This window comes from Marinobacter shengliensis (assembly GCF_030297115.1).
In the GTDB taxonomy this organism is placed as follows: Bacteria; Pseudomonadota; Gammaproteobacteria; order Pseudomonadales; family Oleiphilaceae; genus Marinobacter; species Marinobacter shengliensis.
The window spans coordinates 3,763,144-3,788,332 of sequence record NZ_AP028062.1 but is presented as its reverse complement, the minus strand read 5'-3'; the positions used below and the strand labels follow the sequence as shown (position 1 = coordinate 3,788,332).

Below are 25,189 nucleotides of genomic sequence, written 5' to 3'. Positions count from 1 at the left end.
GCGTATCTGTGAAACGAAAAAACCGGGATCACTGCGTTGAGCGATCCCGGCTCTGTTACTTGAAGGCCTCAATTTTACTCGATTTCAGCCATGGTATTGAGATAGGCGTTATCAGAAATGCGAGTGTACGCTCGGGAATCCCGTTGGTAGTCCTCAAGAGACTTTACGATACGCGCAGCCTGCTCATTGTTGCCGGCGGCTTCCTTGAGCAATTTCTGATTGGCGTCATACATGGCCTGGAAAACATCGTCTGGGAAATTCTTGATCTGTACGTTGGGGTAGTCCTGCTTGATGTTAGCCCACGCCTTGGCGTTTTCATGCTGAGAATGAATCAGCATATCGTAGGCCGCGGTACGCATGGCAACGCGCAGGATTTCCTGCAGGTCTGCTGGCAGCCGCTCCCAGACACGCTTGTTGATCAGGAACTGCAGTTCGGTGGCAGGCTCATGCCAGCCAGTGTAGTAATAGTCCGCGATCTGGTGGAAGCCCAGACGGAGATCGAGTGCTGGACCTACCCACTCCAGGGCGTCGATGGTGTTGCGCTCAAGGGCTGTATAGAGTTCGCCGGGAGCGATATTGGTGGGGTTAACGCCTACTTCCGCAAACACCTCTCCGGCAAAGCCTGGAATACGCATTTTCAGACCTTTCAGGTCGTCCAGTGATTTGATTTCCTTGCGGAACCAGCCGCCCATCTGGTTGCCTGTGTTGCCGCCGGGGAAGGACAGCATGTTGTGAGGTTCGTACACCTCCTGCATCAGGTCCATGCCATCGCCATAATAGAACCAGGCGTATTGCTCAAGGGCTGTCATGCCAAAGGGCATGCTGGTGAAGAATAGTGTGTTGGGTACCTTGCCTTTCCAGTAATAGGAGGCAGAGTGACCCATGTCGTACTGACCGGCTTTGACCATGTCAAAAACGCCGAGCGGGGCCTTGTGCTTGTTGGCAGAATCGATCCGGATTTTCAGCCGGCCGTTGGACATTTTTTCCGCCATCTGGGCCATGCTTTTGGTGGCATCTCCAAATATCGGAAAGTTAGGTCCCCAGGTTTCTGCAAGTTTGAGGGTGAAGGTGTCTTGGGCGAGCGCCTGAGTGGCGGCAAAGGTAGTTGCCACAGCCAGCACAGCCGCGGAAAGAACAGAACGGATCTTCATTGCTCTTCTATCCTCTGGTTTTATTGTATTTGTCGTTTTCGATGGACCCGGTTCCCTGTAGGAAACCACCGTCCGGACAGTCTAGTTCAGATTAGCAACTACCGCGGCCGTTCTACAGCAAAAAATAACCTATGTACGACATAGGTCTAAGGTCGTTGGGAGGTGAGAAGTTCACACATCCTGCATGCGGCCGATCTGGCTGGCCATGCGCATGGCCTCGTGTTCCTCGAGGGATTTCAGGTCTTCCAGCAGGGTTTTGGCCTCGGGAATCTCGGCTTTGCCGATCAGGTTGTCATACAGGTTCATTACCTGGTCGTGGAAATCGAAAATCTCACGGGCAATGCCGGCAAAATCCAGATCGTTGTAGTGGGTGTCGCAGGTGCGTTCATTCTCGATAGGTTTGTGCACGCCATAGTCGTAAAGGCGGGTGTTCATGGCTTTCGAGTCGGCCTGTTTTTCATACTCTGCCACGGCTTTTGCCAGCAGGCTTTCATGGCGGCTGATGTAATCCAGCAGGGCGCTGGCCCGTTCGTCCTTGTTCAGGGCGGCCGATTCGTGCAGGCAGCGGGCAAGGTGGGCGTGCAGCTGCCGGGTCCAGTCGATCAGGTCGGCAAAGGTTTTGATTTCCATACAGGTAAACTCCCTTCAAAATGAAGTGGTTCAACAATTTTCTGTAAGTCTAGACGATATTTTCCACCTTCCATGTTGGCGGTCTTTTGATCGGGATCAGGAGCTTGATGAATCCTTCAAAACCTTTTCGTTTTTTGCTGACCCGGCTGACGGAAGATTACCTGTTATTGGCGTTGGTGCTGTCGCTTTTGCCCTTGTTGTGGTTCACCTCGCCAGAGCTGAATGAGCTGGTTGAACTGGTGCATTGGCAAACTCTGGCAGCGTTGACCGGGTTCCTGGTACTGAGTCGAGGGCTGGAAGACAGCGGAGCCCTGGCGCTTGCCGGGGTCTGGCTGGTAGCGCGATTCTGCACCGAACGTGCCCTGGCTCTGACGTTGGTGGGCTTTTCCATGGCGTTGTCGGCGGTGGTCACCAACGACGTGACCCTGTTCATTGTGGTGCCGCTGACCGTAGCACTGTCGTCGGTTGTTAAAATTCCTCTGGGCCGGCTGGTGATCTTCCAGGCCCTGGCGGTGAATGTGGGCTCGGCACTGACCCCTATTGGTAACCCCCAGAACCTGTTTATCTGGCAAACCTGGGAGTTGGGATTCATCGAATTTGTCAGCGCGATGCTGCCGCTGGTGCTTTTGTTGTCGTTGTCGCTGGGGTTGGCGACAGCCCTGGCGTTTCCATCGAGGCCTGTCCGCGTCAGCCTGGTGGCCAGGCTGGCTAAACCAAGGCTGTTGTTGGTGTCTGGCCTCTTGTACCCGGCGTTCATTCTGGCGGCTGAGGCGGGTGGCGTAATCGCCGCCGCGCTGGTGATACTGGTGTTGTATGGGCTGGTATACCGGTCGGTCCTGCGGGGTGTCGACTGGTTGCTGCTGTTAGTGTTCCTGCTGATGTTTGTGAACCTCGGGTTGTTGGCCACCTTGCCAGCGGCTCAAGCTTTTGTGGAGTGGTTGCTGGCCTTGCCCGGAGGGGTGCTGATTGCCTCTGTCCTGATGTCCCAGGTGATGTCGAACGTTCCTGCGGCGATTTTTCTCGCGCCGTTCACCGATGATTGGCGAGCGTTAGCCTGGGGTGTGTCCGTGGGCGGGTTCGGCCTGGCTATCGGGTCGCTGGCCAACCTGATCGCCTTGCGGCTGGCTCGGGTGCAGGGCTTGTGGTTGGCGTTCCATGTCTGGTCCATGCCGGCACTTGCTTTGGGAGTTCTGTCAGCGGTTTTCCTGATCGGGCCCGGCTGATCGCCGCGTCGAAATCATTCTTGAGGGCGCTCCGTCGCACTGACTGGCAGGGTGGCCGGTGTCACGCGGTTGGCGCGCCATTGCCGGTAATAAGCCAGGGCTGGCTTCTCGATGCCGTAGTGCAGGACAGCGGCCAGGGCAATCGCCACCGCCAGTGCCAGCACCACCCCCAGTTGTCCCGGAAGGCCCGCCTGATAGGCCAGGTTGATCAGCCCATAGCCAATGTTCTGATGAACCAGGTACAGCGTATAGGAAATGCTTCCCAGCCAGAGCAGGCTTGGGCGTGACAGGACATTCAGGTAGCCTGCGACCGCCAGCGCGAAAATGCCGTAGCAGGCCAGCACGAAGATACTGAATGGTGCTTTGTAGGCGACCAGGCAATGGCCGATGCTGAGGGCCAGCAGGGAGATATCGAGGGCGGGCAAGCGGCGGTCGCGATAGGCCCGGTAGATCAGCATGCCGCTGATAAACAGTGGCGCGTAGCGAACAAAGAGCAAATCTTTCAGCAGAAAATCCAGGGTGTCCGGAATGGCCTTCCACCAGATGACACCGGCATAACTGACCAGCACCCAGGCCCAGAGTACCGTCCGAATTCTGCGCCAATCGCCCAGGCCATAGAACAGCAAGGCAATCCACATGTAGAAGGTCGCTTCAATCACCAGGCTCCAGTAGGCGCCGTCAACGTGGGGGTAGCCCAGGTACTCATGCAACAGCGTCAGGTTCATCAGGGCGGCTTCAAAACTGACGGTCCTGTCTGCCGGCCCTAGCCAGTGAACCGCGATATAGGTCAATGCGATGCCAGCCCATAAGGCGGGTAGAAGGCGAAAGGCGCGGGCCAGGGCGAACTGACCGGAAGTGCGCGTGCGTTCCAGAGTCATGAAAATGACAAAGCCGCTGAGCATGAAAAACAGGTGCACACCGTAGCGCCCGAAATCCAGGAAGCCGGGACTGCTGAAAGAGTGGTCATACAGCCGGTCGTAATAGGGCAGGTAATGGAACAGGACAACGCCCAGAGCCGCAAGTCCACGTAGTGCGTCCAGGGCGGTCAGGCGATTTTGGGCATCTGGCATGATCAGCCGGGTTCCGTTGTGAGCGAGCGGACAGTCTATCCTGCCCGCCGTCAGTCGCCTATCGCCGGAGTATACGATTGCCTTGCCGGCCACTGACGTTTCGTTCATGGTGATTCGCCCGATCCGGAGTACACTTGAGGATACGAAGAGAGAACGCAGTAATCAGGGAGCGAGCAGGTCATGACAGTTGAGCTGGGTGTTATCGAAGGTTTCTATGGCCCAATGTGGAGTTGGGCAGAGCGGGGGCGCCTGATGACCTCGCTGGCCGCCCATGGCTACAGCTTTTACCTGTATGCCCCGAAGGCGGACCCCTACCTGCGCCGTCGCTGGCAGGAACCCCATCCGGCAGACCAGGCCGCCGAGCTGGAATCCTTTGCCCGGTTGTGCCGGCGCGAAGGCGTACGTTTCGGGGTAGGCCTGAGCCCGTTCGAGATTTTCAACCGGTTTGACGATGCCGCCCGGGAGGCGCTGGCGGCCAAGCTCCGGATGCTCGACAAGGCGGGTATTCAGGAGCTGGCCATCCTGTTTGATGACATGCGCTCTGAAGTGCCGGAGCTGGCCCGCACCCAGGCGGAGATTGTCCGCTGGATTCGGGATAACTCCAAGGCCGCCACCATCAGCATGTGCCCTACCTACTATTCCGACGACCCGGTGCTGGACCGCGTGTTCGGCGAACGCCCGGCGGACTATCTGGAAACCCTGGGCGCCGAGTTGCCGAAAGAGGTCAGGGTGTTCTGGACCGGAGAGGAAGTCTGTTCCCGGGAAATCTCGCCAGGGCACCTGAAGCGTGTTGGGGACCGCCTGGGCCGCAAACCGGTGCTGTGGGATAACTACCCGGTGAATGATGGTGACCGGATGTCCCGGCATCTGCACCTGCGGGCCTTTACCGGCCGCCCCGCGAACAATGCAGCACATCTGGCCGGCCACGCCATCAATCCGGCACTACAGCCGGCGTTGACGGCGATACCCGCGCTCACTCTGGCGGAATCTTACCGGCAGGGGCCGAACTATCAGTATGGCCAGGCGTTTCATCATGCCGCCCGGGAACTGTTGGGGGTAGACCTTGCCAATCAGCTACAAACCGATCTGCTGGTGCTGCAGGATGCCGGGCTGGAGCGGGTCAGTGACGAAAAGAAGCAGGCGCTGATCCACACCTACGATGCCTTTGATCATCCGGCCGCCAACGAGATTCTGCGCTGGCTGGCCGGTGACTATCAGGTGACGGACGAGATGGTGCAAACCCAGTAGGCGGACGTTACTCGAGGTAATAGTCGACGGTCGATACAACGCGTACCGTTTTCACGGGCTGCTGTTGCTCAGAAATCCCCGGTGCCTGGTCCCGGGCCAGAATCTGGAACACCCCCTGATTGGCCCGGCGCAAACCGCCAACACTGGCGTTGGCATCCCGGGCGAACTGCTGGGCAGCTTCCCGCGCGGCGGCGGTGGCTTCGGCAATCATCGCTGGCTTGATATCGTTCAGGCCACTGAACAGGTAAGTGGGGCCGCCGGGGCCGTAGTCGGTGGTCAGCAGTACGCCGGAATCCACCAGTTCACTGACGTTCTGGGCCGCCTGGCGAATGCGGTCTATCTGGGTGCTGCGTACCATTAAGGTCTGGTTGATGATGAACTTCTGTTCGCCCTCGCCCTGATAGGGGTTGGCGCGAGTGTCGGTGACATCCAGCCGTTGCAGCTCAACGGCGTTCTTGTCGATCGCCTGTAACTCCAGAAACGCATAGATGGCTTCGCGGCTACTGCGTGCTTTTTCCTGCGCTTGTTCCAGGGTGTTGCCCGTGGCGACAAATCGGATCGGCCAGAGTGCCAGATCGGCCTGCACCTCCCGCTCGGCAACGCCTTTGACGGTGACGTATCGATCCGACGTTTTCAGGCCGGTGAGCCCTTCTTTCAATAACGACGCAGAGAGAATCAGGCTTATGCCCAGGATAATGGCAACAACAACTTTCATGGTTCAGTCCCTTGTGTGAATCAACGTGCCTATTCTGTGATGCACTGGACCGCTGGTCCACTGCTAAAACGTTCCCGCATGGCGTTCTGCCGCCGATCCGTGTCCCGGAATTCCGGCGGCAAGGGTTGGATCAGATACAGGTAATCGCCCTTGTCGAGGTTGTCGGCAAACGGTGCTTGTGGTTCCTCGTTTGGCCAGAACACGGGACTGATCACCACCACAGAAAGCTCCGGCGCCTGTTGTTTGAGCAACGCCACGGTGCCCAGCCCCTGCTCACTGTGGAAGGTGCCTGTCAGGTGCACTACCTGGTGGTCCGGGTGTTGTTGATGGGCTTGCAGGATGCGCATGGCCATGGTGTTGTCGCGCAGTAGTTGGGCGTTGTAGGTGTTATCCATGCGCTCGGCCATGGAGGGATCGCCCTGGCCGTGGCTGCCGCTGATGGCCTCGACAAACTTTTCCCGGTAGGCCGGCGTGTCCCGGAAGGGCTGCTCAGGCAGCGTTTGCCGCTGGTCGGTGGGCAAGCGCTCGAGGTAGTCCGGGCCGGTGCGGCCCACGCAGCGAACCACATCGGCAGGGGCATTGGCGGCAACAACGGGAAGATCATGGCGCCGGGCAAATTCCACCAGCGGCCGGTAAGAAGCCCGGTAGTTGTCCCAGGCATTGGCGTCTTCGATCATTTCGGTTTCGCCGGTGATGCCCGCCAGATAACTGTCCAGCGCCGGCTGATAATCCAGGTTGAACTGCTCCAGGGTCAACACCTGGCGCGGACGCTGTTGGTAAAGCCGTTGTTGCAATTGGGCCTGCAGGAGGTGCGAGGCCTGGTGGCCATGATACTCGCCAATCACCACCACATCGGTGCTGGTCAGTGCTCGTGCCAGGTTGTCGATGGTGACTGGCTGGCTTGAATGGCTGTCGACCAGTACGCTGTCATACAGGGTTTGTGGTTGCGCGGGCTCTGTGCCGGACGGTTTGGGTAGCTGGGCACAACCGGTCGTTAGCGCCAGGCTGAGCGCCAGAACAGGGAGGCGAAAGCGTTCGGGTGAGGCCATCGGCGATGCTCAGTCAGGTTTGTCGGTGCGCCGTTCGCGCCAGTCTTCGCCCAGTCTCTGCTCGACGTATTCGCGGATAAACTGGCGGACTTTCTGTGACGGAGTGACATCCTCTGCTTTGCACAGTTCCTCAAAGACCGCTTTCTTCTCCGGATCGATCAGTAGCGTCAATCGAGCTGTTCGGTTTTCCTTAGTCATAAGTGGTAGTGCTCATGGCATGTTAATCAGGTTAACATTGAATGTAATCGGCGTGAGCATATAATGACTGAGCTATAGCCGCAACCGGGAAGTGCCTCATGTCGCACCGCGCTCATCTGTTTTCTCTGAGGATTGCCCACGCCTTCCGTGAAGCCTGTGTGGATGAGCGTTATACCGGCGGCCGCTTCCTGAAAGACCTGATGGCCGGCGTCACCGTCGGCATTATTGCTATCCCCCTGGCCATGGCGCTGGCCATTGCCAGTGGCGTTGCCCCCCAGTATGGCCTTTATACCGCCTTCATTGCCGGTTTTGTGATTGCCCTGTTCGGCGGCAGCCGTTACAGCATCTCCGGCCCCACGGCGGCGTTCGTGGTGATTCTGTACCCCATTGCCCAGAGCTACGGACTGGGTGGCCTGCTGCTGGCCACCCTGATGTCCGGGGTGTTGCTGGTGATTATGGCGGTGATGCGCCTGGGCCGCTTTATCGAGTATATCCCGGAATCCGTCACCCTGGGGTTCACCGGCGGTATTGCGGTGGTGATCGCCACCCTGCAGGTGAAAGACTTTTTCGGCCTGTCGGTAGAGACCATGCCGGAGCATTACTGGGACAAGCTGGCGGTGCTGGCCCAGCAATTACCGGCCCTGGATTCCATGAGCACACTGATAGCCGCCACTACCCTGGCGGTTATGTTGCTCTGGCCCAGGCTGAAAACGCCGGTGCCGCCGCACCTGCCTGCGGTGATTATCGGCAGCCTGCTGGCGATCTGGTTCAATGCCAATGGAGCGGCCATAGAGACCATCGGTTCCCGGTTCAGTTACCTGTTGCCCGATGGCAGTACCGGTGCCGGCATTCCACCGTTTCTTCCCGAATTTGCCTGGCCCTGGCAGCAACTGAATGCCCAGGGCGAGCCGGTGGGCCTGTCCTGGAATATGGTCCGCGAGCTGCTGCCGGCGGCCTTTGCTATTGCCATGCTCGGAGCTATCGAGTCTTTGCTGTGTGCCGTGGTGCTGGATGGCATGACCGGCAAACGCCACAGCGCCAACAGCGAACTGATGGGGCAGGGCATCGGCAACATTGTGGTGCCGTTTTTCGGCGGTATTACCGCCACCGCCGCCATTGCCCGCTCAGCTGCCAACTATCGGGCCGGGGCCCAGTCACCGGTGGCTGCTATGGTGCATGCCCTGGTGGTGTTGCTGGCGCTGGTGTCGCTGGCCGGTATTCTGGCATACCTGCCCATGCCAGCCATGGCTGCGCTGCTGATCATGGTGGCCTGGAACATGAGCGAGGCCCCCAAGGCCGTGCATCTGCTGAAAACCGCCCCGCGCAGCGATGTGCTGGTGTTTTTTACCTGTTTTGGCCTGACCGTGGCGCTGGATATGGTCATTGCCATTACCACCGGTGTCTTGTTGGCGGCGGTGCTGTTCATGCGTGAAATGGCTCAGATGACCAAGGTGACAGACATCAGCGATAACAAACGGGTAGTGCAGGCCGGGCTGCCGAAAGGCTGGCGGGTGTTCAAGATCAATGGCCCACTGTTCTTTGCCGCCGCAGACCGCGTATTCGGTGAGCTGGCAGATCTCTCCCGGGAGACCCGGGGCTTCGTCCTGTATATGGACGGCGTGACCGTGCTGGATGCCGGCGGCCTGGCGGCGTTGAACAAACTGATTGACCAGTGCCGGAAAAACGGTACCGAAATCATGATCGCTGACCTTCAGTTTCAGCCCCTTCGGGCCCTGGCCCGGGCTGGGCTCAAACCGGAACCGGGGGTCAGCAGTTTTTATCCATCGCTGGCCTCGGCTCTTGAAGCCCTCAGTGCCCGCTGCAGTGCCCCGCAGATGGTCTGATCCGCTCACAGCGGCCAGTGCAGTTGCAGGTTGCCGCCGCCAAACCCGAATTTGTGCAGGTAGAAGGTGGGGTTCAGGGTTAATACGGCCTGGTTGCTGGCGCTCAGTCGGGTTTCAATAGGCACGGCCAGCTTGCCGGTAAAGCCGGTGTGCCGGCGTTGTTCCTCCTCCTGTTCAAACGTTTGCCGGATCTCGGGCGCACTCAGGTAAATGCCCGGGCTGATGCTGGTGTTCTGGCTGGCGCTCAGGGTGATCTCGGCGAAGACCGTGGGTTCCCGGCGCCGAATACGTCCCTCATCGTTCAGCTCTCGTCCGAAATATCCGGTTTCATCCAGTTGCAGCCAGGCTACTCCAACCGTGGGGGAGAGGCGGTGCGGCACCAGGGTGGCGGAGCCCCGGGCCTTCAGGTGATCCCGCTCGAATCCGGTGGCCCTGTTTTCATCGCTCCGCTGCAGCGTGTAATCCCGCCGTGTGCGCTCACCTTCCAGGTGTAACCCGATCAGCCAGTCTCCGGTTTGCTGGCGGTGGCTGATGGCTCCGCGCTGGGTTTCGTTGCTGACAGCCAGCTCCTGGCGCTGGCTGATGAACCGGGAATCCGGGGACAGGTTGAGCGATACCGTCGTACCCTCCACGGCAGTGGATCCTTGGTGATGCCACTGCAGAAAATAGGACTGCGGCTTTTTGCTGAAACGGTCGGCGGTATCGGTTTTTTCGTTGAAGTAGTAATCCGGTAGTATCACAGAGGCGTGCAGCCAGCTCTGGCTGTCGAGGTGATGGCGCGCGCTAAGATAAATGTCCGATTCCGCTTTGTCGGAGAACACATCGCCTTGCAGCCACACTTCTGTGCGCTCGCCAATGTTCTGGCGGAAGCCTACCAACTGCCGCTGATAGGGACCGTCCAGATCCTCCGCCCGCTGGATATCGAGCAGAAAGCCGTTCTGATCATCGCGAAACCCGAAATCCTGGCGGTAGCGGAAGTCGAAATACAGCCGGCGGCTGCTGACACTGCCGCCGGTACCGCGGATGCCGTTGTCCATGGCGGTCGGTAACGCCTGACGGTGATCAAACGTCAGCTCGTGAAGGAAGCGCTCGGTGTCATAGGCTTCATCCCGGCCCAGTACCACTGCATCGGACCTCCAGGGTTGCGGGATATGAGCATTGCTGGCGCTTGCGGTGCCGGAGAGGGTGATTGCCAGTGCCAGGATCATCCGACGGGAGGCAGGGCTTCGGGTTGAAGTTGTTGTCATGGATTGAGGTCACCTTCCTGACAGGCTTTGTTCTATCCTATGTCCAACACTGATGATTCGCAAAAAAGGACCCCCATGTTGCCATTCCGGGTTGTTGACCGTCTGAAGTTCATTGTCGAGCGCCAACTTGTCAAAGGGGCTGGATTCCAGTTACTGGTTGTCGGCTTCTTTATTGGGCTTATTTCGCTGATCGGCGGGATGCTTGTGGTGCCCCAGGGGGGAGAGTTCGACGACCCGGGCTCGGCTGTCTGGTGGGCGTTTCTGAGGCTGACCGACCCGGGTTATCTGGGCGACGATGTGGGTACCTGGCAACGGGTGGTCTCCACATTGCTGACCGTGCTCGGTTACGTGGTGTTTATGGGTACACTGGTGGCCATCCTGACCCGCTGGTTGATTGCGAAGATGGAAGAGCTGGAGCGGGGCCTGACACCAGTCACCCTGAAGAACCACTTTGTAGTGCTTGGCTGGACAGCTCAAACGCCGCCACTGGTGGCTGAGCTGTTCAGCTCTACCGGTCGGATGCAGCGTTTTCTGGAGAAGCACGACACACAGAAGTTACGGTTGGTAGTTCTGGCCGAAGAAGCCAGTGCAGAGCAGGCTCACGAGCTGGGGAATGAGCCCGGTGTTGGGCGCCGGGCCCGGGAGGTGATTCTTCGCAGTGGCTCGGCCATCCAGCCGGACGCCTTGCACCGGGTAGCGTGTCTGGATGCCGCTGCGGTGATTGTGCCAAGCCAGGTTCACGATGCCGGAAGCTTGGTGACGTCAGATGTGGAAACCGTCAAGGCGCTGTTGTCCATCGCTGCCCAGGCTCGCCATCTGAACGCCCCCCTTCCGTTTGTCGTGGCTGAGATACAGGACATGCGCAAACTGTCGGTGATTGAACGTGCCTATCCGGGGGCGGTAGAGGTGGTGGCCGGCGATGTCACCATCAGCAGGTTGATGGTGCAGAACGTACTGCATCCCCATCTTTCTGAGGTCTATAACGAACTGCTAACCGCGGGAGAAGGCAGTGAAATTTTTGTCCGGGGCGGTGAAACCGCCGAAGGCTTGAGCCTGGGCGAACTGGCGACCCAACGCCCGAGTGCCATTGTTCTTGGATTGTTGCAGCCCGCCGGTAGCGGCTGGAACGTCAACCTGCTGGCACCCGCAGACACGATTATTCGCCGCGAAGACCGCGTGGTGCTGTTGGCCAGAGATTACGAGCATACGGGGGCAGACCCGAAAGCGGAACCGCTGCCTGTTGTTGAAAGGAGCGCTGCACGGCCCCACACAACTGGCGGTTCGGGGGCTCACCGGGTACTGGTTTTGGGCTGGAACCGCCGGGTACCCAGCCTGGCGGCGGAGTTCAGCAGCTACAAAGGGCGCAAATTCATGTTGAACATGGTGTCTGCCACCCCATTAAAAGAACGCCAGCGAGAAATTGACCGTTACGGCGTTGATCTTGAAGCCATCGACGGTCAGTTGCTGGAAGCTGACTACATGGTGGAAGACGATCTGCGAAAACTGAACCCCGCCAGCTACGATACGGTCATTCTGCTGAGCAGTGACCGCCTTGGTTCCGGGGAAGAGGCCGATGCCAGGGCCATGGTTGGTTACCTGCAGCTGGAAGAGATTCTGGCCGAGTCGCCCCGGCGCCCGCAGGTAATCATGGAGTTGAGTGATCCCAACAACCGCCAGCTGCTCTATGGCCACCAGAGTGAGATGCTGATCAGCCCGATGATCCTGAGCCACGTTCTGGCTCAGGTAGCCCTGCGTCGCGAGCTTCGGGTGGTGCTGGATGAGTTGTTCACGGTGGGTGGTGCCGAGATTCAGTTTCGCGATCCCCACGATTACCCGTTGCCGGCGAGCGCGGATTTTCAGCTGCTTGAAAAAATTGTCGCCGCCAGCGGTGATGTTGCCCTGGGCGTTTATCGTGCAAAGGCTAATGAATTGGGGCGGCACCTTCAGCTGAATCCGCCACGAAAACAGTTCCTGGAGCTGCAGCCACAAGACCGGATCGTGGTGTTGGGAACCAGCTGAACGGGTTCAGGTGGCACCGACTTTGTGGTCCGGACCGGGGGGGACTTTTTGGGCCAGTGACTTGACGTGATCGCTCAAACCCACCGCCTGCTCAATATCGATGACCAGCGCGATGCCGGTACTAAGGCTTTCATCCAGTTTGCCGGCATTGCGGACAGCCGCCAGCACAGGGTCAACCCGGCGGCTTTCTACGAGAATCAGCAGTACATCTCTCGGGTCCAGTATTTCCAGTCCGAAAATACCCAGGGTTTTCTTCAGGCCCTGGCCTCGGGCATTGGTAATAATGGTAGCTCCGGTTGCTCCTGCTTCCCGGGAGGCGTCCAGTACCTTATCGGTTTTGTCCTCATCGACAAAAACCATCAGCAACTTGAATTCCATGGTGCTCTCCAGTGACTTGTTTCAGAAGCTATTCAACCTGTTCAAGCAACACCGCCATAATGTCGTCCATGGTGACAAAGCCCAGCAGATCATTGTCTTCCAGTACCAGGATGCGTTTTACCCGGTGTTCGGTCATCAGGCTGGCGACCTGGCGAACAGCGAGACTTTTCCCTACCGAGATTGCCGGCTTGGCGCAGGCGTCGTAAACGTTCAGCAGGTCAATGTCACCTTCTTCGGCAACAACGGTCTTGAGCACATTGGTGTAGGTAATCAGGCCGTAGGCATCATTTGGGTGCTGTTTCTCGACCACCAGGGATTTCACGTTATGCTTCTTCATCAGGCTCAGGGCTTCCCGCAGCTTGGCGAAGGGGGAAACACAAACCACGTCGGTAACCATGACCTCTTTGACCAGTTTCATCTCCGGTGCTCCTTAGATATTTTCTTTCAGATGCTGTTCAAACTTCTGGAACTGGGACATATCAATGCCGCCCAGGTGTTCCAGCGGCAGGGTGAATACCAGTCCCTGGGAATCGTTTTCCGCCGGCATCAAAAGTTTTTGAATGGATTTGAGTATCTGCAAGGACAGGCCCTTTTCCAGAACCATCACCAGCACACTCTGGCTGCCGTCGTAGGTCAGGCCAAAGAAGGTCTTCTTGGCCGTGTTGCTGATGCCCCGGCCGGAAAGCACGGTAATGCCGCCGGCGCCCAGATCGCGGGCGGCATCTATGCATTCCTGTTCCTGGTCTTCCGGAACAATGGCTACGAGAACGGAAAATTTCATGGTCGCACCTCTCTGCGGTCTGTCAGCCATTGCATGGCAATGGCGTAGAGCATCACCGTAACAATAGGAAAGATAGAAGCGAAAGCAATCAGGCCGAAGCCATCAATCAACACACTCCGGCCCTCGATATTGGTGGCCAGGCCAATGCCGAGGGCGGTCACCAGGGGCACGGTCACCTCGGAGGTGGTCACCCCGCCCAGATCGTAGGCCAGGGCCACGATATATTTCGGGGCCAGGGCGGTCAGGATGATGACTACCGTGTAGCCACCCATAATGTAGTAATGCATGGAGCCGCCAACAATGATCCGGTGCACCCCGATGCTGATGCCAACGGCCACGCCCAGGGCAACCAGAATGCGAATGGCATTACCGTTGATCCGCCCGGAGGCGGCCTCTTCGGCCTGCTTGCCCACAGCGAGCAGGGCCGGCTCGGCCATGGTGGTGGCAAATCCGATCATAAAGGCGAACAGATAGATGAAGCCGAACCTCTCGAGCTCAATCAGCTGCTCCGCCATGCTGGTGCCAATCGGGAACAGGCCCATCTTGAGGCCGACGACAAAGGCATACAGGCCCAGAATAACCAACAAAAATCCGAACAGGATCTTCGGCGGATTGGACAAGCCCCGGCGCAGGACGATGTACTGGAAGAACAGAATGGTTAGGATGATGGGCAGCACGTCCCGGAACATCTCCGCCAGCTCCAACAGCATTTTCAGGGCGCCGGAGATGGCTTCGCCTTCGTCCTGCAGGAGCATGGGGCCCGCTTCGTCGGATACGCCGCCGCTGTAAACCACGATGCCGTAGAGTTGCACGGTAATCATGGGCACCATGACCGCCAGGGCCACCAGGCCAAAGCCATCGGTGAGCGGATTGCGGCCCCGAATGGAAGCGGCCAGGCCGATGCCCAGGGCAGCAATAAGCGGCACGGTAACAATGTTGGTGGTGACTCCACCGGAGTCGTAGGCCAGCCCGACAATTTCTTCCGGAGCGAACCAGGTGACGATGACCACGGTGATGTAACCGATGATCATGAACCAGTGCAGCGGGTAGCCGAAGATGGTCCGGAACACGCCGAGGGCGATCACCACGCCAACCGACGTGGCGACCAGAAGCCGGAGGGTGAGAGCGTCAATCTTGCCTTCGCTGATCTCCTGGGCCTGTTGGGCTACGGCAATCAGGGCGGGCTCTGCCACCACGGCGGAGAAACCCATGGCGAAACCAAACGAGAGCAGGATAGGTACCGACCCCCGCTTGGCAAACTGGTTGGACAGGCTTTTGCCCACCGGGAAAATAGACAGCTCAAGGCCCTGAAGGAACAGGGCGACACCGGCAGCAACAATCAGCAGGCCAATGGCCATGCTGAGTGTATTGTCCGGCATCTGCTGAAGTACGACCAACTGGAAGAACACAACCACCGCAATAATCGGAAACAGATTCTTCAGTGCGTGCAGCAGCGAGTGGCCGAAAGCGCGGATGTAGAACACCGGATACCTCTGTTACCCGTCGTCGCCGGGGCGTGATATTAATCAAGTGGCTGAATCATAGCATGTTATAGCGTGGCCAAAATGACCGGGCTCAAGAACGGCTCTGGTCTACCGGCTTATCCATTTTTGGTATTCACCAGAAAAATGCCGAAAATACACCATATAAATTTCAATTATAAATCGGAAAGCACTAAAGTTACGCCCAACGTCATCCCCTGCCGGGTTGTATGAGCAGGCGGTTGGCTCCGGAGGCTGCTGGCAGCAGCGTTTCCGACCCTTTTGAACACTAACGTAGAAAGGATAGAGACCATGCCCTACGCACAAGACGTCGACCAGATTGCTTCCATCCTGAAGCAGAACCCGACCTGGAATGCTATCAACCCGAAGCACGCTGCCCGCATGCGCGCCCAGAACAAATTCAAGACTGGTCTGGACATCGCCAAGTACACCGCCAAGATCATGCGCGAAGACATGGCTGCTTACGACGCCGATTCTTCCCAGTACACCCAGTCTCTGGGTTGCTGGCACGGTTTCATCGGCCAGCAGAAGCTGATCTCCATCAAGAAGCACTTCGGTACCACCAAGCGTCGTTACCTGTACCTGTCTGGCTGGATGGTTGCTGCCCTGCGTTCCGAGTTCGGCCCGCTGCCTGACCAGTCCATGCACGAGAAGACTGCGGTTTCTGGCCTGATCGAAGAGCTGTACACGTTCCTGCGCCAGGCTGACGCATGGGAACTGAACCACCTGTTCCGTGCCCTGGAAGAAGCTGAAAACGCCGGCGACAGCGCCAAGGCGGCTGAGCTGATCAAGCAGATCGACAACCACGAAACTCACGTTGTGCCGATCATTGCCGACATCGACGCTGGTTTCGGTAACGCCGAAGCGACCTACCTGCTGGCCAAGCAGATGATCGAAGCCGGTGCTTGCTGTATCCAGATCGAGAACCAGGTATCTGACGAGAAGCAGTGTGGCCACCAGGACGGTAAAGTAACCGTTCCCCACGCCGACTTCCTGTCCAAGATCAACGCGGTTCGTCTGGCGTTCCTGGAACTGGGTGTGGACGACGGCGTGATCGTTGCCCGTACTGACTCCCTGGGTGCTGGCCTGACCAAGCAGATCGCTGTAACCAACGAGCCGGGTGACCTGGGTGACCAGTACAACAGCTTCCTGGACGGCGAGTACATCGAAGACGCTTCCCAGATCGAGAACGGCGACGTTGTGATCAAGTCCAACGGCAAGCTGCTGAAGCCGAAGCGTCTGGCCTCTGGCCTGTTCTGCTTCAAGCCGGGCTCTGGCGAAGACCGTGTTGTTCTGGACTGTATCACCAGCCTGCAGAATGGCGCAGACATGCTGTGGATCGAGACCGAGAAGCCCCACGTTGGTCAGATCGCTGCCATGGTTAACCGCATCAAGGAAGTAGTGCCCGACGCCAAGCTGGTTTACAACAACAGCCCGTCCTTCAACTGGACCCTGAACTTCCGTCAGCAGGTATTCGATGCCATGAAGGAAGAAGGCAAGGATGTATCTGCTTACGACCGCGCCAAGCTGATGAGCGCCGAGTACGACAACACTGAGCTGGGCCAGCTGGCTGACGAGTGGTGCCGTAACTTCCAGCGTGATGCGTCCCGTGAAGCGGGTGTGTTCCACCACCTGATTACCCTGCCGACGTACCACACTGCGGCTCTGTCTACCGACAACCTGGCCAAGGGCTACTTCGGTGACGAAGGCATGCTGGCCTACGTTGAAGGTGTTCAGCGCAAGGAAATCCGTCAGGGCATCGCCACTGTGAAGCACCAGGACATGGCCGGTTCCAACATCGGTGATGACCACAAAGAGTTCTTCGCTGGTGAAGCGGCTCTGAAGGCCGGTGGTAAAGACAACACCATGAACCAGTTCGGTTAATCGACCGGTTCCGGTTGTCCGGCAGGCACGCGGTGCCTGCCAGCTACCAGAGACCCCGCAAGGCTTTTGCTTTGCGGGGTTTTGTTTTTTTTTAACACGTCTGATTTTGGCTATCTGCCTGATTCCCCGCCTTTCTTTTTTGTTTGTCCAAGTGTCGTTAAAACCTGCTGTTTCAGTAATGGAACAGGTCGTCCTGGTGTTCGCTCTGGTGTCGAGCAGTATCATTCCTGAAAAACGATATAAATCAGATAGATAACAGCTGTCTGTTAAGGTTGGCACGGTAATCGCTCCAATACATGAGCGGGTCTGGACCTTGGCTTACCCGGTTGCTGGCGGGTTGGGTCGGATTCCATACAGCCAACAAACTCAAAGGAAATGACATCATGAATACCAAGAAAAGTCTGCTAGCAGCTGCCATCGCCATGAGCATGGGTATCTCCGGTTACGCTATGGCACAACAGGGAGGAGACGGCGACCCCAACAACAACGCCAATGACAATTCCTCTGCCAACACCAATTATTCCGGAAACACGGATTCCGGTAACGACAACTCCACCGACAACTCCGATAACTCGAACAATTCAGACAACAGCACCGATGTGTCTGATTCGTTCAAGATTGCCGACAGTGGCAACAACATGTCGGATAATTCAAACAACTCCGATAATTCGAACAATTCGGATAACTCCAATAATTCCGACAACTCGGATAATTCGGACAACAGCACCAATGTTGCCGACGCCTTCAAGATTGCCGATAGCGGCAATACCGACGCATCGGACAACTCCGACAACTCCGACAATTCGGATAACAGCACCAATGTCAGCGATTCGTTCAAGATCGCGGATAGCGGTAACGATATGTCAGATAACTCCGATAACTCGGACAACAGCACCAACGTCAGCGACTCGTTCAAAGTCGCGGACAGTGGTAACGACATGTCAGACAACTCCGATAACTCGGATAACAGCGACAATTCGGACAACAGCACCAACGTGAGCGATTCCTTCAAGATCGCCGACAGCGGTAACACCGACAACTCGGATCATTCAGACAATTCGGATAACTCCGATAACTCTGACAATTCCGACAACAGCACTAACATCAGCGATTCGTTCAAGATTGCTGACAGTGGCAACAGTGACAGTTCCGATAACTCCACCAACGCCACTGATTCCTACAACACCGACAGCAGCGACAATTCAGATAACAGCACCACCACGCTGAATCTGTCCCTGGAAGTGTTCATGAACGATGCCGAGCTCAATGGCTCTGTATCGGGGACCAACGTCACCTACGGCAGTGCTAACGGTGAAAGCTCCTATGTGGATACCCGGGCCTCCAATGAGATTTCCGGTGGCTCCGCTAACTTCACTGGTGTCGGAGCCTTCGCCCAGAACGCGGGCGTGGGCAGCGTGACTCAGGCCAACGTCAGTGTGATGTCCAACCTCAACGCGGGTGGTGGCACCAACTGAGGCAATCAGGGCTGCTCCGGGTGTTGAACCGGGCAGCCCTGTGTTGTCGGGAGATGTGTCATGACAAGGTGCGTCACGCTTTTACTGGTACTGGGCAGCCTGTTTGCCATAACGGCGAACGCGGGTGACTGGCCCGATGTAGAACCACTGAGTGCCGAACAGCTGGATTCCGCCAGCGGTCGCCAGGGCATCTCCATGCAATGGCAGCTGAATGAAACCCAGCAGAATGGTCTGGTCAGTGGCAACGTACTGTCCGGCCCGGTGATTACCGGCGACAACCGGATCAGCGACCACGCCTTCGACAATATGAACGGCGTTGCCACGGTGATTCAGAACAGTGGTAATCAGGTCGTCATCCAGGACAGTACCCAGATCAACATACTCATCAACCATTGAAACCGGAGGCGGGCCATGGCGGGAATACGACAGCTGGTGACGGGTGTTCTGGCGACCCTGCTGTGGCCTTCGGCTTTTGCCGGAACCGTGTTGGTTCCCGGCCCCGGGGGCGATGTGCAGGTTAGTGTCAGCAGTTTTCTGGACCAGCGATACCAGGATGTCTTCCGGCAACAGTACGATTTCAGCTGTGGCTCTGCAGCGCTGGCCACCTTGTTGTCGTTTCACTATGACCACCCGGTCAATGAACAGGAGGTGTTCATCGGGATGCTGGCCATCGCCGATGAAGACAAGGTTCGTCGGGAAGGTTTCTCCATGCTCGATATGAAGCGCTACCTGGAAGCGGAGGGGTATCAGGCCGACGGATTCCGGCTGCCCCTGAGTGGACTGCGAGAACAGGTACGTGTGCCGGTGATTGCCCTTGTGACCCTGGGGGGCTACCGGCATTTTGTGGTTATCCGGGGCATAAGTGAGCGCGAGGTGTTGGTGGCAGACCCCGCCCGGGGTTTGAAGGCCTATAGTTGGGCTGAATTCGAGCAAAGCTGGGATGGCTCAGCGTTCGTGATTCGTAGCCATCTGGACCAGGGGCGGTCCAGCTTCCTGGCAGACGGCCAATGGCCTGGACTGGCCCGGGCACCGCTGTTCAAAGGTCTCAAGGGGCCGGGTGTTGGCCATACCTTGCCCTATTGGCCCAGCGCACAGGAGTGGTGAGATCATGACAAAGGGTACCGGTCTATCCATGGTTTTTCTGCTGGTGGCACCGCTCGCCTGGTCCGACATGCGGGTGTCAGCACCTCCACTCAGCGACAACGAACTGGCCGAATTACGGGGCGGATTTGTGCTGGATAATCTGGAGATTGCCATTGGCCTAGAGCAGGTGGTGGCGGTCAATGGGGACACCCTGGTGGTCAACAGACTGCAGATTCCCGACCTGAATCGCCCGGTGTCCAATGCCTGGAGTAGCCAGATGGAAACCGTGCTGTCCGCGAACGTCCCCGGCTTGCAGGGGTTGGAGCTGGTGTCTGGCGCGGCGGGTAATGGGGGCTGGATGACTGTGATCCAGAACAGCCTCAACAGCACGGTCATTCAGAACACCCGGCAGCTGAATATTGAACTCAACAACCTGGGTGGCGCCTATCGCCTGCCCAGAGACTCCGGCCTGCCTCTGATCCTGCCCTGATTGCCGGTTAAAGGTTGATCGGCAGTTTCAGTGTTATTTCACTGTTAGGTGCGTTATCGGTAACGCCAACGGCGACTGTCAGGCTCAGGGTGGTTGCTGGTGATAACCGATGAGACAGGCCGAAGGACAGTGAACCCACCTGAATACGATCAAAATTGGCGGCGAACAGATCGTTGTTGTGTTCAAAGGTGGTTTTACGAATCACCGAGTGGTCGTAGCCGAGGCTGAAAGACGTCCGTTCGTTAAACGCAAAGCCCATGCCGAATCCGAAGCGGACCACGTCGCCCGGGTCTACGGTGCCGCCATTTTCAAAGCCCTGTTCCTCCTTGATGGTCCAGACGTAACTGAGGTTGCCAAACAGCACAGCCGGGTCGGTCGGGTAAATGAACGAGAGGCCAGGTTCGACCGACCAGAAGCCGGATCCTGTCGGCCGTTCTGCCAGTTCGATGCCGATGGGGTTGCCGCTGTTGTCGGTGAGCACCCGTTGTTTGACGTCGTAAGGGCCGTCGCCGGTCGGGGCTTTGGCTCGGAACACTCCGATCAGATAGGGCCAGCCATCGAGCCCGTCGTTGAGCTGGTAACGCACGGCCAGTTCAACATCGCCAAGGCCTTCACCGGACGATTCTCGCAGGGTGTCTACCGGCGTACCCTGGAAAATCTCTCTTTCCCGAAGATCCTCCCGGATACTCAGGTATGGCACCCGAACGCTGCCCTCAAACCGGCTGGTGAACCCATACTTCAGGGACACGGCGCTGACGAAAATGTCCCGCTGAATCTCGGAGATGTTGATCAGGCCAATCAGCAACGCGGGAATGATGGTGTAGCCCTCCACCGCAACCCGAGTGGCGTTACTGTGGGCGTGGGAGAACGAGGGCTCGATGGTGAAGCGGCCGGGCCGGGTCACTATGCCCCGATCTGCAGTGATTGAGGCGATGTCCGTTGCGGTATCCTGAACGGCCTGTTGTTGGGCGGCATCCGTGGTTGTTCTGGGCCTGGCGTCTGGTTCAGGTGGCGCGGCATTGGCTGTGCTTGCCAGGGCTGCGGCTAACGCTATCGGGGTCAGTGGTTTCATGTTCGGTCTCCTTGCCCTCTGCCGGGGTTCAGGTTGATGCTGGAAGGGAGCTGCAGGTTGTGCTTTTCGAGTAGCCGGTAAAACGACACCCGGGAAATCTTCAGTAGGCGAGCGGCGGCGGAAACGTTCTGGTGGGTAAGCGACAGGCTGGTGGAGATAGCCTGCTCCTCAGCCCTGGCTCGGAACGCCTCAAGGGTGAACCGGTCTGGTTGGGCAGGGGCGCCGGTTGGCTCCAGCCCCAGATCTTCGGGCGTAATATGCAGTGACTTAGTCATCAGCACCGCCTGGCGGATTCGATTCTGCAATTCTCGGAGGTTGCCCGGCCAGCTATGGCGAGCCAGAGTTACCAGGGTGTCGCTTCCGATCTGATATTGGCTTCCATCGCAGGCATCCAGCGCTCGGCGGGCCAGGAATGGAATGTCCTCGAGGCGTTCTTTCAAGGTAGGCAATGTCACGCTCAGATTGCCCAGCCGGTAGAACACATCGGATCGAAACAGCCCCTGTTCCACCCTCTTTTCCAGGGGCACGCTGCAGGTTGCGATGATGCGGACGTTGACCTTTATCGGGCGACTGGCGCCGACAGGCTCAATGATACCGTCCTGAAGGAATCGCAGGATCGCTGATTGCTGTTCCAGGCTTAGTTCATCGGCGCCGGTGAGGACCAGGGTGCCGCCATCGGCTGCAGCGATCCGGCCCATGCGCTTGTTCAAGGCGTGGGTAAAGGCCCCCCGTTCGTGTCCGAACAGCTCGCTCTGGGTTAATGAAGCGGGCAGGGCGGCGCAGTTTACATTGACCAGGGCCTGCGTGCGCCGATCGGAATGCTCGTGGGCGAAGCGTGCCGCCGCCTCTTTGCCGGTGCCGCTGGCGCCGTAGATCAGCAACGGCTCGTTGGTGATGGAGAACTTGCGAACCAGGCTGCGGGCCATGCGAATGGCACTGGAAGGGCCCTCCAGCGCGTACTGCTGATAATCACTGGCATGGTCGGAACTGGCCAATGCTTCGGTCAGTTTCGACATGCCCCACATGTGGCCAAGGCTGTCGGACAGGCGGTAGGGGGCGATGGGAAGGGTGTGGTAATCCTGGCAGAATTCCCGAATCAGTTGGCGCACCGCCGGGTGTTGCAGCTGCTCGCGCCGAACCAGGGCGAGCCAGGACGATACCGGTAAAGCCTCCAGCCAGGGCGCGAACAACGGTAACCCGGCAAGCTCGAGATCGGCAACAACACACACACCCACTGCCAGCCCCCGCCAGTGCGGCAAAATGGCCAGGGATTGGGTATTGATATCAACCGGTACAATCGCCCACTGGGATGTGAGTGATGGCGGTACCGTGTTTTCGCCTGAATCCGCCGACAACCAGACGAGCGGTCGTTTCTGTTCCATAACCTTGCTCCTGCAAAGTGACTGAACAACCGACTGCTTCTGTTGGGAATCTTGGGGGAGCGAATGCGGAAACTGCTATAGTCGACCACGGCCCTGTGACCTGCTGATGAGCTTTGTCATGCAGGCGGAATCCCTGACAACCAGGCAAGCAGATTCTGCACCAGTTCTCTGGGGCGTTGACAATACAGCGAGTTGGAGATGGGTGTGGGGCGCACTGACAAGAGCTCTGTAAGGAAAGCTGACATGTCTGGCCGAAGAGTGGAGTGGCTCCATGCTATCTGATCAATGGACGGTGTTTCTGATTCTGGGCGCAACCCTTGCCCTGTTTATCTGGAACCGCCTGCGCTTCGATATCGTAGCCATGCTCGCCTTGCTGGCGGTTGCTGTCTCCGGCCTGGTTGCCCCCGACCAGTTGTTCGCGGGCTTTGGTCACCCGGCGGTGATTACCGTAGCCGCTGTATTGGTGATCAGCCAGGGGCTGGTCAACGGTGGTGTTGTGGATGCGGTCGCCCGATTGCTTGGTAAGGTTGGGCGTAACGCCGTTCTGCAGGTCATCACCCTGACTCTGGTGGTGGCCTTGTGTTCCGGCTTTATCAATAACGTGGGTGCGCTGGCGCTGTTGATGCCCGTGGCGATCTGGATGTCGCGGCAGTCCGGGCGCTCTCCGTCTTTGCTGCTGATGCCACTTGCCTTCGGCTCGTTGCTGGGAGGCACCATTACCCTGATTGGTACACCCCCCAATATCATTATTGCCAGTTATCGCGAAGCGGGCTCTTTCGGCCTGTTTGATTTTGCGCCTGTTGGGCTGGCCATTACCGCTGTCGGCATTGTGTTCATCGGTGTGATTGGCTGGCGCCTGACACCCAAGCGCGACGACCCGGCCGGTGGCGACAAACTGTTCAGCGTTGGTGAGTATGTTACCGAACTGAAGGTGCCGGAAGAGTCGCCCTTTGCCGGTGGCACACTGCACAACCTGCTTACCTCGGGTGGCACCGAGAAGAGCCTGGTGGTACTGGCATTGATTCGGGGAGAGGAGGTCTCGCCAGCACCATCAACCTTCAACGTGCTGAAGTACGGCGATGTGCTGTTGGTGGAAGCCGACACCGAGAGTCTGCAGGAGTTTGTCGAGCAAACCGGGCTGGCACTTGCCAATGCGGTGAACGACGAGGATGAAGAAGGGAAAGAATCGCAGCCAATGACATCCCGAGAGGGCACCGAAGAGCAGGTGGCCGCCGGGGACGTTCGACTGACGGAAGCCGTGATTTCACCATCGTCGCGTTTAATCGGGCGTTCTGCCAACCGACTGAACCTGAGAGAACGCTACGGTTTGAACGTGGTGGCCATTGCCCGGCAGGGGCACCGACTAAAGCGGCGCCTGGCAGACATCCGATTCCGTTCCGGGGATATCCTGCTGGTGCAGGGCTATGAAGACAATTTGTTATCGACACTGCAAACCCTGGGTTGCCTGCCGCTGGCGGAGCGGGGCTTGACCCTCGGCCGGGAGAAAAATCTCTGGCTGGCCGGCGGGGTGTTCCTCGCCGCCATCGCGATCATCCTGTCTGGCCTGCTGACACCGCCCGTGGCGCTGGTGGCCTGTGCGGTGGCCATGGTGCTGGTGCAGTTGATGGATGCCGGCGATGCCTACCGAGCCATCGACTGGCCGGTGATCGTGCTGCTCGCCGCAATGATTCCCGTAGGGCAGGCCCTTGAAACCACGGGTGGTGCTGCGTTGATAGCTGAGCAGATCCTGACGGTTGCCCAAGGGCAGGCCGCCTGGGTCGCCTTGACCATCATACTGGTGGGCACCATGTTGTTGTCGAACGTGGTCAACAACGCGGCGGCGGCCATTCTGGTCGCCCCGATAGCTCTCGGGGTGTCCAGCCAACTTGGATTGGCATCGGATGCAGTGTTGATGGCGGTGGCCGTAGGCGCTTCCTGTGCCTTCCTTACCCCGATCGGGCATCAGTCCAATGCCCTGGTTATGGAGCCTGCGGGTTATCGTTTCGGGGATTATTGGCGCCTTGGCTTGCCGTTGTCGGTGCTCGTGACGGTTGTCGGAGTGCCGATGATACTTTGGGTCTGGGGATGGCTAGCGTTCGGCCAATAGGCCCCGGAAGTAAGCCTCTACAAAGGTAGGCGCCACGTCAGCCAGCGGCCATTGCTCTGGATCGGCCAGCCAGTCAAAAAACAGTCCCAGCATTTGTGTATGCAGCAAGTAGGCGGCCTGGGCGGGCGTTAGTTCCGGGTGTAGCTTTATCCGGTTTTCCGGGCGTCCCAGGATTTCCGTGACAAATTCTGTGGCTTCCCGGGCCAGCTCCCGGTGTTTGGCAATGGCCTGGTCGGATTCATTGCGATGGAACAGGATCATGTACACACGAAAGTAGCGGGTATCCTGGGCCAGCTTGCGTAATGCCACAACGCACAGGTTTTTCAGGCTCGCAAGCCCCTGATCAGCTTCCGCAGTTTCATCCATCATCTCACCCAGAGGCGCCCGTACCCGTTCCAGCATGGCGTCCAGAATGTCGGCCTTGTTACGGAAATGCCAGTAGACCGCGCCGCGAGTAACGCCGGCCTTGCGGGCGATCTCTTCCAGCGAGGTCTTTGCAACGCCCTTGTCCATAAAGACGCATTCTGCCGCATCGAGAATGGCTTCCCGGGTGGCTTCGGCTTCGGCTTTTGTTTTTCGTGCCATGATTAATCGCAGTCATCTGATGGGAAAAACCGAAGTATAAAGGAAATCAGTTTACA

24 protein-coding genes are annotated in these 25,189 nt (G+C 58.1%); 10 read left to right on the top strand and 14 right to left on the bottom strand.

Features of this window, described 5'->3' with window-relative positions; genetic code table 11:
- Positions 1–74 precede the first annotated feature (74 nt).
- Complete coding sequence (locus QUE75_RS17410) at positions 75–1,151, bottom strand: TRAP transporter substrate-binding protein (protein ID WP_061330748.1); 1,077 nt, start codon at positions 1,149–1,151, stop codon at positions 75–77.
- 171 nt (positions 1,152–1,322) lie between these two features.
- The gene (locus QUE75_RS17405) at positions 1,323–1,781 is read right to left on the bottom strand and encodes an ATPase (RefSeq protein ID WP_286252046.1); all 459 of its coding nucleotides are present in this window, start codon (positions 1,779–1,781) and stop codon (positions 1,323–1,325) included.
- Positions 1,782–1,888: 107 nt separating this feature from the next.
- On the opposite strand from QUE75_RS17405, the gene QUE75_RS17400 reads away from it, so the two are divergent.
- On the top strand, positions 1,889–3,004 hold the full coding sequence (locus QUE75_RS17400; protein WP_286252045.1) for an SLC13 family permease: 1,116 nt from the start codon (positions 1,889–1,891) through the stop codon (positions 3,002–3,004).
- Positions 3,005–3,018: 14 nt separating this feature from the next.
- On the opposite strand, the gene QUE75_RS17395 is transcribed toward QUE75_RS17400, so the two are convergent.
- The gene (locus QUE75_RS17395) at positions 3,019–4,182 is read right to left on the bottom strand and encodes an acyltransferase family protein (protein WP_286252044.1); all 1,164 of its coding nucleotides are present in this window, start codon (positions 4,180–4,182) and stop codon (positions 3,019–3,021) included.
- Positions 4,183–4,254: 72 nt separating this feature from the next.
- On the opposite strand from QUE75_RS17395, the gene QUE75_RS17390 reads away from it, so the two are divergent.
- Positions 4,255–5,322 carry a beta-N-acetylglucosaminidase domain-containing protein gene (locus QUE75_RS17390; protein ID WP_286252043.1) on the top strand — a complete coding sequence of 356 codons (1,068 nt, stop codon included), beginning with the start codon at positions 4,255–4,257 and terminating at the stop codon, positions 5,320–5,322.
- Between the two features lie 7 nt (positions 5,323–5,329).
- Here the strand turns inward: QUE75_RS17390 and QUE75_RS17385 are convergent, their stop codons facing one another.
- The 3 genes from QUE75_RS17385 to QUE75_RS17375 are packed head-to-tail and all read right to left on the bottom strand — an operon-like array spanning position 5,330 to position 7,284.
- On the bottom strand, positions 5,330–6,037 hold the full coding sequence (locus tag QUE75_RS17385) for an SIMPL domain-containing protein (protein ID WP_106693901.1): 708 nt from the start codon (positions 6,035–6,037) through the stop codon (positions 5,330–5,332).
- Positions 6,038–6,066: 29 nt separating this feature from the next.
- Complete coding sequence (locus QUE75_RS17380; RefSeq protein ID WP_286252041.1) at positions 6,067–7,086, bottom strand: ChaN family lipoprotein; 1,020 nt, start codon at positions 7,084–7,086, stop codon at positions 6,067–6,069.
- 9 nt (positions 7,087–7,095) lie between these two features.
- Positions 7,096–7,284, bottom strand: coding sequence for a CopG family transcriptional regulator (locus tag QUE75_RS17375; RefSeq protein ID WP_072676199.1), 189 nt, complete (start codon positions 7,282–7,284; stop codon positions 7,096–7,098).
- A gap of 98 nt (positions 7,285–7,382) precedes the next feature.
- Between QUE75_RS17375 and dauA the strand changes: the two genes are divergently transcribed.
- On the top strand, positions 7,383–9,128 hold the full coding sequence (gene dauA, locus QUE75_RS17370; RefSeq protein WP_286252038.1) for a C4-dicarboxylic acid transporter DauA: 1,746 nt from the start codon (positions 7,383–7,385) through the stop codon (positions 9,126–9,128).
- Between the two features lie 5 nt (positions 9,129–9,133).
- Here the strand turns inward: dauA and QUE75_RS17365 are convergent, their stop codons facing one another.
- Complete coding sequence (locus QUE75_RS17365) at positions 9,134–10,375, bottom strand: hypothetical protein (RefSeq protein WP_286252036.1); 1,242 nt, start codon at positions 10,373–10,375, stop codon at positions 9,134–9,136.
- A gap of 75 nt (positions 10,376–10,450) precedes the next feature.
- On the opposite strand from QUE75_RS17365, the gene QUE75_RS17360 reads away from it, so the two are divergent.
- Positions 10,451–12,394, top strand: coding sequence for a CASTOR/POLLUX-related putative ion channel (locus QUE75_RS17360; RefSeq protein WP_286252034.1), 1,944 nt, complete (start codon positions 10,451–10,453; stop codon positions 12,392–12,394).
- Positions 12,395–12,400: 6 nt separating this feature from the next.
- Here the strand turns inward: QUE75_RS17360 and QUE75_RS17355 are convergent, their stop codons facing one another.
- Genes QUE75_RS17355 through QUE75_RS17340 form a run of 4 tightly spaced genes read right to left on the bottom strand, consistent with a single transcriptional unit; the run spans position 12,401 to position 15,037 of the window.
- Complete coding sequence (locus tag QUE75_RS17355) at positions 12,401–12,772, bottom strand: P-II family nitrogen regulator (protein WP_061330738.1); 372 nt, start codon at positions 12,770–12,772, stop codon at positions 12,401–12,403.
- 28 nt (positions 12,773–12,800) lie between these two features.
- Positions 12,801–13,190, bottom strand: coding sequence for a CBS domain-containing protein (locus QUE75_RS17350; protein WP_058092434.1), 390 nt, complete (start codon positions 13,188–13,190; stop codon positions 12,801–12,803).
- A gap of 12 nt (positions 13,191–13,202) precedes the next feature.
- Positions 13,203–13,553, bottom strand: coding sequence for a hypothetical protein (locus QUE75_RS17345; protein ID WP_058092435.1), 351 nt, complete (start codon positions 13,551–13,553; stop codon positions 13,203–13,205).
- Entirely contained in the window at positions 13,550–15,037 is a 1,488-nt protein-coding gene (locus tag QUE75_RS17340; RefSeq protein ID WP_286252031.1) for a DUF1538 domain-containing protein, read from the bottom strand. Before QUE75_RS17340 ends, QUE75_RS17345 begins: the two co-directional genes overlap by 4 nt.
- Before the next feature lie 309 nt (positions 15,038–15,346).
- Between QUE75_RS17340 and QUE75_RS17335 the strand changes: the two genes are divergently transcribed.
- From QUE75_RS17335 to QUE75_RS17315, 5 genes are all read left to right on the top strand, one after another.
- The gene (locus QUE75_RS17335; protein WP_058092437.1) at positions 15,347–16,939 is read left to right on the top strand and encodes an isocitrate lyase; all 1,593 of its coding nucleotides are present in this window, start codon (positions 15,347–15,349) and stop codon (positions 16,937–16,939) included.
- 383 nt (positions 16,940–17,322) lie between these two features.
- Positions 17,323–18,414: a hypothetical protein gene (locus tag QUE75_RS17330; RefSeq protein ID WP_058092438.1), complete on the top strand. Its 1,092-nt coding sequence runs from the start codon at positions 17,323–17,325 to the stop codon at positions 18,412–18,414.
- 60 nt (positions 18,415–18,474) lie between these two features.
- Positions 18,475–18,810: a hypothetical protein gene (locus tag QUE75_RS17325; protein ID WP_058092439.1), complete on the top strand. Its 336-nt coding sequence runs from the start codon at positions 18,475–18,477 to the stop codon at positions 18,808–18,810.
- A 15-nt stretch (positions 18,811–18,825) separates the two neighbouring features.
- Complete coding sequence (locus tag QUE75_RS17320) at positions 18,826–19,518, top strand: C39 family peptidase (protein ID WP_058092440.1); 693 nt, start codon at positions 18,826–18,828, stop codon at positions 19,516–19,518.
- 4 nt (positions 19,519–19,522) lie between these two features.
- Positions 19,523–19,987 (top strand): hypothetical protein, encoded by a 465-nt coding sequence (locus tag QUE75_RS17315; protein ID WP_058092441.1) that lies wholly within the window; start codon positions 19,523–19,525, stop codon positions 19,985–19,987.
- A 7-nt stretch (positions 19,988–19,994) separates the two neighbouring features.
- Here the strand turns inward: QUE75_RS17315 and QUE75_RS17310 are convergent, their stop codons facing one another.
- Together QUE75_RS17310 and QUE75_RS17305 are read right to left on the bottom strand one after the other, a co-directional pair.
- Positions 19,995–21,059 carry a transporter gene (locus tag QUE75_RS17310; RefSeq protein WP_058092442.1) on the bottom strand — a complete coding sequence of 355 codons (1,065 nt, stop codon included), beginning with the start codon at positions 21,057–21,059 and terminating at the stop codon, positions 19,995–19,997.
- Positions 21,056–22,441, bottom strand: coding sequence for a sigma-54-dependent transcriptional regulator (locus QUE75_RS17305; protein WP_286252023.1), 1,386 nt, complete (start codon positions 22,439–22,441; stop codon positions 21,056–21,058). The genes QUE75_RS17310 and QUE75_RS17305 overlap by 4 nt, the downstream gene beginning before the upstream one ends.
- 271 nt (positions 22,442–22,712) lie before the next feature.
- Here QUE75_RS17305 and QUE75_RS17300 point away from each other — a divergent pair, with 271 nt between their 5' ends.
- A complete protein-coding gene (locus QUE75_RS17300; protein WP_286252021.1) occupies positions 22,713–24,548 on the top strand; it encodes an SLC13 family permease in 1,836 nt (611 codons plus the stop codon).
- Here the strand turns inward: QUE75_RS17300 and QUE75_RS17295 are convergent.
- Positions 24,531–25,133 (bottom strand): TetR family transcriptional regulator, encoded by a 603-nt coding sequence (locus tag QUE75_RS17295; protein WP_286252019.1) that lies wholly within the window; start codon positions 25,131–25,133, stop codon positions 24,531–24,533. The genes QUE75_RS17300 and QUE75_RS17295 overlap by 18 nt on opposite strands.
- Positions 25,134–25,189 lie beyond the last annotated feature (56 nt).

Excerpts from the sequence above, each read along its gene's own strand:
- QUE75_RS17365 (WP_286252036.1), bottom strand. The coding sequence starts at position 10,375 with ATGACAACAACTTCAACCCGAAGCCCTGCCTCCCGTCGGATGATCCTG.
- QUE75_RS17410 (WP_061330748.1), bottom strand. The coding sequence starts at position 1,151 with ATGAAGATCCGTTCTGTTCTTTCCGCGGCTGTGCTGGCTGTGGCAACT.
- QUE75_RS17325 (WP_058092439.1), top strand. The coding sequence starts at position 18,475 with ATGACAAGGTGCGTCACGCTTTTACTGGTACTGGGCAGCCTGTTTGCC.
- QUE75_RS17330 (WP_058092438.1), top strand. The coding sequence starts at position 17,323 with ATGAATACCAAGAAAAGTCTGCTAGCAGCTGCCATCGCCATGAGCATG.
- QUE75_RS17295 (WP_286252019.1), bottom strand. The coding sequence starts at position 25,133 with ATGGCACGAAAAACAAAAGCCGAAGCCGAAGCCACCCGGGAAGCCATT.
- QUE75_RS17400 (WP_286252045.1), top strand. The coding sequence starts at position 1,889 with ATGAATCCTTCAAAACCTTTTCGTTTTTTGCTGACCCGGCTGACGGAA.
- QUE75_RS17315 (WP_058092441.1), top strand. The coding sequence starts at position 19,523 with ATGACAAAGGGTACCGGTCTATCCATGGTTTTTCTGCTGGTGGCACCG.
- QUE75_RS17390 (WP_286252043.1), top strand. The coding sequence starts at position 4,255 with ATGACAGTTGAGCTGGGTGTTATCGAAGGTTTCTATGGCCCAATGTGG.
- QUE75_RS17350 (WP_058092434.1), bottom strand. The coding sequence starts at position 13,190 with ATGAAACTGGTCAAAGAGGTCATGGTTACCGACGTGGTTTGTGTTTCC.
- QUE75_RS17360 (WP_286252034.1), top strand. The coding sequence starts at position 10,451 with ATGTTGCCATTCCGGGTTGTTGACCGTCTGAAGTTCATTGTCGAGCGC.
- QUE75_RS17320 (WP_058092440.1), top strand. The coding sequence starts at position 18,826 with ATGGCGGGAATACGACAGCTGGTGACGGGTGTTCTGGCGACCCTGCTG.
- QUE75_RS17345 (WP_058092435.1), bottom strand. The coding sequence starts at position 13,553 with ATGAAATTTTCCGTTCTCGTAGCCATTGTTCCGGAAGACCAGGAACAG.
- QUE75_RS17375 (WP_072676199.1), bottom strand. The coding sequence starts at position 7,284 with ATGACTAAGGAAAACCGAACAGCTCGATTGACGCTACTGATCGATCCG.
- QUE75_RS17310 (WP_058092442.1), bottom strand. The coding sequence starts at position 21,059 with ATGAAACCACTGACCCCGATAGCGTTAGCCGCAGCCCTGGCAAGCACA.
- QUE75_RS17385 (WP_106693901.1), bottom strand. The coding sequence starts at position 6,037 with ATGAAAGTTGTTGTTGCCATTATCCTGGGCATAAGCCTGATTCTCTCT.
- QUE75_RS17305 (WP_286252023.1), bottom strand. The coding sequence starts at position 22,441 with ATGGAACAGAAACGACCGCTCGTCTGGTTGTCGGCGGATTCAGGCGAA.
- QUE75_RS17395 (WP_286252044.1), bottom strand. The coding sequence starts at position 4,182 with ATGAACGAAACGTCAGTGGCCGGCAAGGCAATCGTATACTCCGGCGAT.
- QUE75_RS17380 (WP_286252041.1), bottom strand. The coding sequence starts at position 7,086 with ATGGCCTCACCCGAACGCTTTCGCCTCCCTGTTCTGGCGCTCAGCCTG.
- QUE75_RS17355 (WP_061330738.1), bottom strand. The coding sequence starts at position 12,772 with ATGGAATTCAAGTTGCTGATGGTTTTTGTCGATGAGGACAAAACCGAT.
- QUE75_RS17300 (WP_286252021.1), top strand. The coding sequence starts at position 22,713 with ATGCTATCTGATCAATGGACGGTGTTTCTGATTCTGGGCGCAACCCTT.
- QUE75_RS17335 (WP_058092437.1), top strand. The coding sequence starts at position 15,347 with ATGCCCTACGCACAAGACGTCGACCAGATTGCTTCCATCCTGAAGCAG.
- dauA (WP_286252038.1), top strand. The coding sequence starts at position 7,383 with ATGTCGCACCGCGCTCATCTGTTTTCTCTGAGGATTGCCCACGCCTTC.
- QUE75_RS17405 (WP_286252046.1), bottom strand. The coding sequence starts at position 1,781 with ATGGAAATCAAAACCTTTGCCGACCTGATCGACTGGACCCGGCAGCTG.